Source organism: Flavobacterium aureirubrum, assembly GCF_038739835.1.
In the GTDB taxonomy this organism is placed as follows: Bacteria; Bacteroidota; Bacteroidia; order Flavobacteriales; family Flavobacteriaceae; genus Flavobacterium; species Flavobacterium aureirubrum.
The window spans coordinates 1-8,747 of the sequence record NZ_JBCGDO010000040.1 but is presented as its reverse complement, the minus strand read 5'-3'; the positions used below and the strand labels follow the sequence as shown (position 1 = coordinate 8,747).

Here is an 8,747-nt window from a genome sequence, read left to right as displayed (position 1 = left end):
TTTTAGCTCAAGTTGTTTCCCTAAAACAAGGAAAGAACTTGGCTTTTATAAAATCAGTCTTTTTAGACTTAAAAAACTCGTTTGTAAGCACTCCAAGTTTTACAACTTTGAATTATAACTAAAAAACAAACCTCCTTAAAATAGCTTCTAAAGAGGTTACTTTTTATAAATATTTTAAAATTTTAGTTTTTTATTGAGGTTGTGCAACAGTTACGGCTGTTGTGCGATGTTTTTTTACAATTTATATATTATTCTTAAATCAAGATTAAAATTAAAGCCACCAATATCTCCATTATCTCGTAAAAAACCATTGAAATCAGGCAACACAAATCCTTCTTCTTCAAAAAATTCGTCCTCAATTCTATTTACTATATTAGAGTATTGAACAACTCTTTTTCTATAACCAATACCAATTTTTGGCATTAATGCCAAATTCGTGGTAATATTAAAAATCAGATTATAATTTAAATTTATTCCATATTTAATTCTTTTGTAGTCTGCAAAATCATAGTTGTAATAAGTTTTGTCATTTAAGTCAAAATACCAACTGTTATTAAATTTATCAGTATGGTTAACATATTGGAATTCTACAGAGAGTAAATGTTTTTGTTTTGAGTTTGGTCTCAAATCGAAATAAAGTTCAGGTTTAATTTCAAATATTTTATAGTCATTTTTAATCCAACCACCATCTGCTGCAAAATTTACCGAAATATCCTTACTTCCGTATCCTAATTCAAGACCTAACCAATATTTTTTGTCAATTTTTCTTATATATCCTATATTCCATCTTGGTGCATAATACACGATTGGTGAAAATGAACTAAAAGTAATAATAGAATTAAATTCTCTTTCAATTTTTTCTTGAGCAAAGGAATGACTTCCGAATAATATTAATAAAACTATAAATAAAAAATTTGATTTCATTTTATTTTTTTTTGAGGTAAAATATCGCACAACGTCAGACTGTGAAAAAACTTCCACAATCCTTGCACCAAATATAGTAAAATAGTTGTAAGAAAGTTATAGTTTTTTTTACCTTTAACGATGCAACATCCCGACGCTTCGGGACAAGGAATAGCTCGCAACCAACTACAAGTAAGCAGTCTAGAAGACACTGTTAGTCAGGACAATCCTGTTCTCCCGAAGCGTCGGGATTATAGATGCTTTCGTTAACCTTATCGATTTAGAGAAAATAGGATTTACGCCAAGAGTATTAAAAACCATCCATTTTAACCCAAGTTGTTTCCCTAAAACAAGGAAAGAACTTGGCTTTTATAAAATCAGTCTTTTTAGACTTAAAAAACTCGTTTGTAAGCACTCCAAGTTTTACAACTTTGAATTATAACTAAAAAACTAACCTCCTTAAAATAGCTTCTAAAGAGGTTACTTTTTATAAATATTTTAAAATTTTAGTTTTTTATTGAGGTTGTGCAACAGTTACGTGTGTTGGCGGCTGCCTTTATTTTTTTAGAATGTTTGTATTACTTTTCGCTGTCTCTTTTCCCCATCTTGAAATTTCATTTAATAACGGAATTAATGATTTTCCAAAATTGGTAAGTTCATATTCCACTTTTAAAGGTGGTTTTGTTGTGTAAACTGTACGTTTTATAAGTCCGTCCGCTTCTAATTCTTTTAATTGTATACTAATTGTTCGTTCTGTAACCATTGAAAGTTCTTTTCGAAGTTCATTATAGCGTTTTTTTTCAATCAAATGAATGAGAATTACAGCCTTCCATTTGCCACCTATATAATTCATTGTCAAACTTGTACTACATGGAAATTCTTTGTTGTCTATACAATACATCTGTTACTATCTATTTTATCCGTTATTGCAAATATAAATAACTATACATAGTTTTGCAACTATAAAAATTATAGTATAATAAATTCGTTAAAAAAAATGAAAAAAAACAATCTATTTCTCGTAATGGTGCTTACATTCATACTTATAATAAGTTCTGGAATTTCTATTTACGCCCAACAAAAAACAGAAAGGAATAATCAATTGGAAATTGTTTCAGAAATGACTATTCGCCCAGGAAACGTAGCAGTTAATAACAAAGGTGTTGTTTTTTCAACTATTCATCCCTTTGGTAATCCATCTATGCAACTTGTTGTTATTAAAGACTCTAAAACTTTAGAAGTATTTCCAAATGAAAGTTGGCAAAGAGAATCAAATCAAAAGGCTACAGCGAATTCTTTTGACACACCACTTGGAGTAACTACGGATGAAAATGGTAATGTATGGGTAATTGATATGGGGTTAAATTTGGGACAAACTAGGTTATTTGGTTTTAATTCAGAAAGCAAAGAAACTATTTTTTCTCTAACGCTTCCTGATTATATTGCTCCAAAAGGTTCTTTTATTCAAGATTTGGCTGTTGATGTAAAGAATGGCTTTGTATATCTTGCAGATATTGCCAATCCTGGAATTGTGATAGTTAATATGAAGACGAAAGTAGTAAAACGATTGAAACAACATTCTTCTTTTTTAAGTGAAAATATTGACATGGTAATTGATTCTCAAATTGTAAATTTTGGGGGCAAGCCATCTCGAGTTGCAATAAATCCAATTACAATTTCTACAGATAAAGACACTGTTTTTTATGGTGCAATGAATGGAAAAACATGGTATAGCATATCAGCAAAGGCAATAAGAGAAAATAAAAATGATGATGAAATTTTAGCAACAATCAAGAAAGTGGGAGATAAGCCAATTTCAGATGGTGCAACAACTGATAAAAAAGGGAATCATTATTTCTCTAATTTGAATGATAAGGGAATTGATAGATGGAATGAAAAAACAATGAAACTTGAGCCTTTCATAAGGGATAGCAGATTGCTATGGGTAGATAATGTAAGTTTACAAGGTGAATTTCTGTACATTGCCGTTAATCAACTTCATAAAACACCTGCATTTACTGGTACAACTGATTTGGGGAATCCACCTTACTTTATATACAGAATTAAAACGAATTAATTTTAAAATTTTAAAAATAAAAAAATGAAATTTATAAACTTGTCAAAGAGCAGATATACAACCAAAAAATATAACCCATCGAAGAAAATATCTGATAATGAAATAGAAGAATTGAAAGAAATTTTACGTTTAAGTCCTTCTTCTATTAATAGTCAGCCATGGAAATTTATTTTTGTGTCAAATGAAGAAATAAAAAATCAATTAGCAGAAGTCTCTTATTTTAATGAACTGAAAATTAAAGATGCAAGTCATTTAGTGGTGTTTTGTGCTATTGATGACATTCAGAGTTTTGAAAATCAAATAAATGAAAACCTTCCAGAAGGAGCAGTTGGTTACTATAATCAATTTATAAAACCACTTTCTGAACAAGAAATAAAGTCCTGGCTAAAACATCAAGTATATCTTTCATTAGGTTATTTTTTGAGTGCTTGTGCGAGTATGTCTATTGACTCTACTCCAATGGAAGGAATTAAATCCAATGAATACAACACAATTCTTGACCTTAAAAATTATACAACATTATTTGCGGTTGCAATTGGTTATAGAGAACAAAATGACCCCAATCAACCAAAAATTAAAAATAAATCAAGATTGCAGATGGAAGAAATAGTCAAAGTTTTATAGTTGATATTAATTGGCGGTAACCTTTGTCACGGGTTGCCGCTAACGTCAGACTGTGAAAAAACATCACAATCCTTGCACCAAATATAGTAAAATAGTTGTAAGAAAGTTATAGTTTTTTTATCTTTAACGATGCAACATATACAAGGAATAGCTCGCAACCAACTGCAAGTAAGTAGTCTAGAAGGCACTATTAGTCAGGACAATCCTGTTCTCCCAAAGCGTCGGGATTATAGATGCTTTTGTCAACAGTATCGATCTAGAGAAAATAGGATTTACGCCAAGAGTATTAAAAACCATCCATTTTAACCCAAGTTGTTTCCCTAAAACAAGGAAAGAACTTGGCTTTTATAAAATCAGTCTTTTTAGACTTAAAAAACTCGTTTGTAAGCACTCCAAGTTTTACAACTTTGAATTATAACTAAAAAACTAACCTCCTTAAAATAGCTTCTAAAGAGGTTACTTTTTATAAATATTTTAAAATTTTAGTTTTTTATTGAGGTTATGCAACAGTTACCCGTGTTATGCCTTCGCCCTTCTATTTCTGTCGTTTGTTTCATCTTTATGTCAGGTTGGTTTTGTGTTGCGTTGGCTTATTCCGTCTTTATAAATTGTCCCACTTGATTTTCTGTCTTAAGAATATAAAGTCCAGTTGGCAAGTCTGAAATAGTGATTTGAGTTGTTGCTTGGCTACTCTGTTTAACCAATTGTCCTATAGAACTGTAAATTTGATAGCCTTTTTTGCAGTCAACATTGATGAAAGTGTTTGCTGGATTGGGATATACAATCAGAATTCTATTGCCATTTGTGATAGTATTAATCCCTAATGGGTTTGTACTTTGAATTTTTGAGATATAGCTATCAACTCCGCCAATTGATGTGATTGAATGAATACCATCAGTAAACGTGCCGGAATAAGTTCCTATGGTGCATATATCTTCATTTATTCTACTCAGGCCTATAGCATAATTAATATCATCTTGATTACTTCCAGCTGTTTTTGCCCAAACGAAGTTCCCTGAACTATCTAGTTTGGCTATAAAAACATCTCTAAATCCTATCGAATTGAAGTTAGTTAAACCGAGTGTTATCGATTGTGAAAATCCACCAGTAATGAACACTTCTCCATTCTCATTTACCTCTATTTCACAGCCCTCTTCAGCACCATTATTCCCAATTTTTTTACCCCAAATAATATTTCCGTTACTATCCATTTTTATTAAAAAAATATCGGATGAGCCAGCTGCAGTTAATATTAATCCATCAAAATCAATTGAATTAGAAAAAACACCTGATACATAGATATTGCCACTTGCATCTATATCAATACCTCTTGCATAATCATCGCCTATGCCACCAAATTGTTTGGCCCAAATCAAAGCTCCACTAGGAGAAAATTTGTAAATAAAAATATCGTTGTTGGCTGCAGTTGTTGAATTGATAACTACAGTATCAATAAGAATATTTCCTTCAAAAGAGCCAGCTATGTATGTGTTTTCAAAATCATCGCTACTGATAGCTCTACCGCCTGCATTACCCATTCCTGGTAAACCTTTGCTCCAGATTTTGTTCCCGTTTACATCATACTTTACCACAAATAAATCGGTACTATCTAAATGTGCAAGGGTGTCAGATTCGATGATCATTGTACCTTGCGTATTGCCTATAACAGCCACATTCCCATTAGTAGTGGTAACTATTTCATTTCCATATTCAGAAGCTGTTCCTGTTGCGGTTTTTGCCCACAAACAATCACCATTTGTGTTGAATTTTGCCGTAAGCAAATCCAATCCACCTGTGCTTGTAACAATAGTGCTTGGGTGAATGAACATTGATTGCCTAAAACCACCTGTAATGAAAAAATTACCTTCTGGTTCGCAATCAATGTCGAAAGTGTAATCTAGATTGACTGACCCAAATGATTTTGCCCAAACTAAATTACCATTAGAACTGAATTTTGCAATAAATATATCAGTTGCTCCATTAGATGTAAGGGTTTGCCCACCAATAGTTGTAGTTCCAGAAAAACTTCCAGTAACATAAGCATTGCTTAAGCTATCTAAACAAACCCCTCTTGCGACATCATCGTTTGAACCACTGAAAGATTTTAGCCACTCATAATTAGCTGTTTGAGCCTGCAATGAAATGCATAACAAACCAACTGCTAGAGTAGCAACTATTCTTTTCATAGCTCTACTCCTTTATAAATTTTGAATTTAACATTTGCCCATTTTTAACATTCAACTGAATGAAGTAAATGCCTTTGGGCAAGCCTGACACATCAACACAATTTTCAGTTAATTTTCCCTGTTTCATCACCTGTCCGATAGAATTATAGATTTGGTATTGGGACAAAGAATTATCTTCTGTTTTAATGAAAAGTATGGTGTTAGCAGGGTTAGGATAAAACAATATTTTATTTTCATTAAGAATATCAGATATGCCCAACACTATATGGTTAAATTCATTAGAAAAAATCTCACAGCCTTCCTCAGAAGTATATTTAACCGAATAATTACCGCTTTGCGTTGGGTTAATGAATTGATTCGTTTCCCCTATCAGTAGTGTGTCATTCAAAAACCATTGATTACCGTTTTGGTAGCTTGATTGCAATTGATTGCCGTTAAGTGTTATGGTCGGTTGCTGTAATTTTATTGGTATAATTTGCTCAACGAGATTTCTCAATTGATTATGAGTTGGTTGAATAGTGCTTAATGATTTTCGTACAAAAAATACGCAGGCAATATTTCTGCAACGGTCAATCCATGGCGTAAACCCAAAAGCACCTTGACTGCCATATTGTGTTGTTTCTCCATTGGTTTCTTGTTCAACCCAAACGCCATAACCATATCTCAGATTCTGTCTTAAAGGGTCGTTTGAGTATGGAGTGCCAATTAAAGGCACGCCATTGGTTTGGTCGCTTTGCATCATTTTTACTGAAAGTGAATCAATTACTTGTGAGTTGTTAATGCTGCCATATTGTAACAACATGATTAGTAATTTAGAGAAGTCAGGCATTGTTGTCCCTACACCACCAGCGATTCTGAAATTTGTAGTAGCTCCTAAACCAATGTAATCAGTATTGGTCATGCCTAAGGGTAAAGCGATTTTTTGTTGAAAGAGGCTATCCCAACTCATTCCTGTTGCTATTTCAGCCATTCTTCCTGCTACATGCATACTTACACCACCATATTGAAACGCTGTTCCTGGAGGGTATGATGTCATTGGAGTATTCAGTCCAATGCTGTCAACGGCTTGTTGTAAAGTCAAATTATTGTTTGATATATAACTGGAATTTCCCGGTAGACCGGATGTATGGTTCATTAACTGGTGAAGAGTAATGACGGGCTTGCCACTGAAGCTTGGAAGAAAGTTTTGAACAGTATCGTTTGGAGATAAAAATCCTTCGTCAATTAGTCTCATAATCAATGCCATTGATGGCATCTTTGAGCCCGAGGCAATCGGTTGATACGTATTGCTGTTCCAAGTTCCCCAGTACTGCTCGTAGATTACACTATCGCCTTGCACTATCATAAATCCACAGTTTTGTCCAGCTTGACCAATGACACCTATACTGTCTGTGAGGAGTTGTGTTATTGGAGTAAAATTGAACTGGGCTTTTAAGTTGCTACTTTGTAGAGCTATAAAGCAAATGATTATTATTTTTTTCATCTTGTAAAATTGTTTAAAATTTACATTCGTTTTGACTAATAAAATTGTCAAAGGTTTAATTTAAAGGTCTTTTTTTCTTGTCTTGTCGTCTTTTAGGGTGAGGCATAACGGTTTTGCGCTAAAAGAAGGAAGGGAATAGAAAGCACATCTGCTTAATTTCTTCCGAAAGATGAAGATAGTAAAAATGCTCAGCACTTGCACTAAAGCCCTTCTTTCTTTTTAGCGCATGTTAGCGGTAGGTTTTATGATTAGTGGCTATTTATAAAGTTATTAAATTCGGTCTTGCCAGTCGGACTTTCGAATAGAGAGCCGTGTTCACCACCCGTGATTTCAACAAACTGTCTGTTCTGACAACTTGTGCAACTTAGTACATCTTGTTTAAAAGTTGGCCAAGAGTACATTTGAATTGGAGTGTCATTAAGACCTTGAACAAATAAAATGTCAGACTTGAATCCATTTGTAAAATTAAGTAATGACCTTTGAAAGTAGGCATTGGGGTTACTTGTTGTCGTGCCATAAACATTTTTAAGTTTGGTACATACAGCACCTGATTGAACTTGCCCATTTTCCTCTAATTGACATCTATAAACAAGATTTAATGGTCCTGGTGCATTAGCAATAACGCCATTTGTTTGATGCATAGTATTGAGTCTTGTTACCATATAACCTCCTTGAGAGTGTCCACCTAAGAATACTTTATTTACAGTTATCCCTAATTCTTGACTTGCTTTATTCTTCAACCATAATAATGCAGCCTCACATTTGACAATATTATCACCTAACAAGACAAATTCTTGCGGATATGCTACACTTACAATCATCATATCATTTCTGTCCAAAATTCCTTTGAATTTATCTAGGGTGTTATTTGCAGCAGTGAGAATTTCACTATCTGAGGTTACACTTCCGTGAAATACTAGCAAAACATCTAAGTCGTTTTTTGCTGGTTTATCTATTATAACATCAACACTAACCGAATTATAAGAAATGGTTTTAGTTTGTCGGTAAGCAGTTGGGATTTGTGTGTCCGTGCTATTGTCCTTACTGCAAGAAAAAAGTATAACTGAAAGTAAAATTAGTAATCTCATATGTCTTTGTTTTCTCATTAGACTTACTATTGTCTAATTGGTTTAATGTCGTCAGTAAACATACCGCTAACGGCAGACTGTGAAAAAACTTCCACAATCCTTTTTCAAATATACAAAAATACTTGTAAGAAAGGCATCCTTTTTTTATCTTTAACGATGCAACATCCCGACGCTTCGGGGCAAGGAATAGCTCGCAACCAACTGCAAGTAAGCAGTCTAGAAGACAGTATTAGTCAGGACAATCCTGTTCTCCCGAAGTGTCGGGATTATAGATGCTTTCGTTAACCTTATCGATTTAGAGAAAATAGGATTTACGCCAAGAGTATTAAAAACCATCCATTTTAACCCAAGTTGTTTCCCTAAAACAAGGAAAGAACTTGGCTTTT

Annotated in this window: 10 protein-coding genes; 5 read left to right on the top strand and 5 right to left on the bottom strand. The window is 33.2% G+C overall.

All coding sequences use genetic code 11. The features are described 5' to 3' along the window. Positions 1-234: 234 nt before the first annotated feature. The gene (locus WFZ85_RS15405; RefSeq protein WP_342697159.1) at positions 235-924 is read right to left on the bottom strand and encodes a hypothetical protein; all 690 of its coding nucleotides are present in this window, start codon (positions 922-924) and stop codon (positions 235-237) included. Positions 925-1,044: 120 nt separating this feature from the next. Between WFZ85_RS15405 and WFZ85_RS15400 the strand changes: the two genes are divergently transcribed. Beyond that, the gene (locus WFZ85_RS15400) at positions 1,045-1,173 is read left to right on the top strand and encodes a hypothetical protein (RefSeq protein WP_342697158.1); all 129 of its coding nucleotides are present in this window, start codon (positions 1,045-1,047) and stop codon (positions 1,171-1,173) included. Positions 1,174-1,459: 286 nt separating this feature from the next. Here the strand turns inward: WFZ85_RS15400 and WFZ85_RS15395 are convergent, their stop codons facing one another. Further along, positions 1,460-1,804 carry a winged helix-turn-helix transcriptional regulator gene (locus tag WFZ85_RS15395; protein ID WP_342697157.1) on the bottom strand — a complete coding sequence of 115 codons (345 nt, stop codon included), beginning with the start codon at positions 1,802-1,804 and terminating at the stop codon, positions 1,460-1,462. Between the two features lie 96 nt (positions 1,805-1,900). Between WFZ85_RS15395 and WFZ85_RS15390 the strand changes: the two genes are divergently transcribed. The 3 genes from WFZ85_RS15390 (at position 1,901) to WFZ85_RS15380 (ending at position 3,910) form a co-directional block, all read left to right on the top strand. After that, positions 1,901-2,980, top strand: coding sequence for an L-dopachrome tautomerase-related protein (locus WFZ85_RS15390; protein ID WP_342697156.1), 1,080 nt, complete (start codon positions 1,901-1,903; stop codon positions 2,978-2,980). A gap of 24 nt (positions 2,981-3,004) precedes the next feature. After that, entirely contained in the window at positions 3,005-3,604 is a 600-nt protein-coding gene (locus WFZ85_RS15385) for a nitroreductase family protein (protein ID WP_342697155.1), read from the top strand. A 129-nt stretch (positions 3,605-3,733) separates the two neighbouring features. Then, positions 3,734-3,910, top strand: a complete 177-nt coding sequence (locus WFZ85_RS15380) for a hypothetical protein (protein WP_342697154.1) — start codon at positions 3,734-3,736, stop codon at positions 3,908-3,910. 284 nt (positions 3,911-4,194) lie between these two features. Here the strand turns inward: WFZ85_RS15380 and WFZ85_RS15375 are convergent, their stop codons facing one another. The 3 genes from WFZ85_RS15375 to WFZ85_RS15365 all read right to left on the bottom strand — a co-directional run bounded on the left by WFZ85_RS15375 (position 4,195) and on the right by WFZ85_RS15365 (position 8,361). Then, a complete protein-coding gene (locus WFZ85_RS15375; protein ID WP_342697153.1) occupies positions 4,195-5,790 on the bottom strand; it encodes a T9SS type A sorting domain-containing protein in 1,596 nt (531 codons plus the stop codon). Positions 5,791-5,794: 4 nt separating this feature from the next. Beyond that, positions 5,795-7,273: a serine hydrolase gene (locus tag WFZ85_RS15370; RefSeq protein WP_342697152.1), complete on the bottom strand. Its 1,479-nt coding sequence runs from the start codon at positions 7,271-7,273 to the stop codon at positions 5,795-5,797. Between the two features lie 248 nt (positions 7,274-7,521). After that, a complete protein-coding gene (locus WFZ85_RS15365) occupies positions 7,522-8,361 on the bottom strand; it encodes an alpha/beta hydrolase family protein (RefSeq protein ID WP_342697151.1) in 840 nt (279 codons plus the stop codon). A 156-nt stretch (positions 8,362-8,517) separates the two neighbouring features. Here WFZ85_RS15365 and WFZ85_RS15360 point away from each other — a divergent pair, with 156 nt between their 5' ends. Then, entirely contained in the window at positions 8,518-8,646 is a 129-nt protein-coding gene (locus tag WFZ85_RS15360; protein WP_342697150.1) for a hypothetical protein, read from the top strand. Positions 8,647-8,747: the final 101 nt, after the last annotated feature.

Coding starts and splice junctions, on each gene's coding strand:
- WFZ85_RS15405 (WP_342697159.1), bottom strand. CDS start 924: ATGAAATCAAATTTTTTATTTATAGTTTTATTAATATTATTCGGAAGT.
- WFZ85_RS15400 (WP_342697158.1), top strand. CDS start 1,045: ATGCAACATCCCGACGCTTCGGGACAAGGAATAGCTCGCAACCAACTA.
- WFZ85_RS15395 (WP_342697157.1), bottom strand. CDS start 1,804: ATGTATTGTATAGACAACAAAGAATTTCCATGTAGTACAAGTTTGACA.
- WFZ85_RS15390 (WP_342697156.1), top strand. CDS start 1,901: ATGAAAAAAAACAATCTATTTCTCGTAATGGTGCTTACATTCATACTT.
- WFZ85_RS15385 (WP_342697155.1), top strand. CDS start 3,005: ATGAAATTTATAAACTTGTCAAAGAGCAGATATACAACCAAAAAATAT.
- WFZ85_RS15380 (WP_342697154.1), top strand. CDS start 3,734: ATGCAACATATACAAGGAATAGCTCGCAACCAACTGCAAGTAAGTAGT.
- WFZ85_RS15375 (WP_342697153.1), bottom strand. CDS start 5,790: ATGAAAAGAATAGTTGCTACTCTAGCAGTTGGTTTGTTATGCATTTCA.
- WFZ85_RS15370 (WP_342697152.1), bottom strand. CDS start 7,273: ATGAAAAAAATAATAATCATTTGCTTTATAGCTCTACAAAGTAGCAAC.
- WFZ85_RS15365 (WP_342697151.1), bottom strand. CDS start 8,361: ATGAGATTACTAATTTTACTTTCAGTTATACTTTTTTCTTGCAGTAAG.
- WFZ85_RS15360 (WP_342697150.1), top strand. CDS start 8,518: ATGCAACATCCCGACGCTTCGGGGCAAGGAATAGCTCGCAACCAACTG.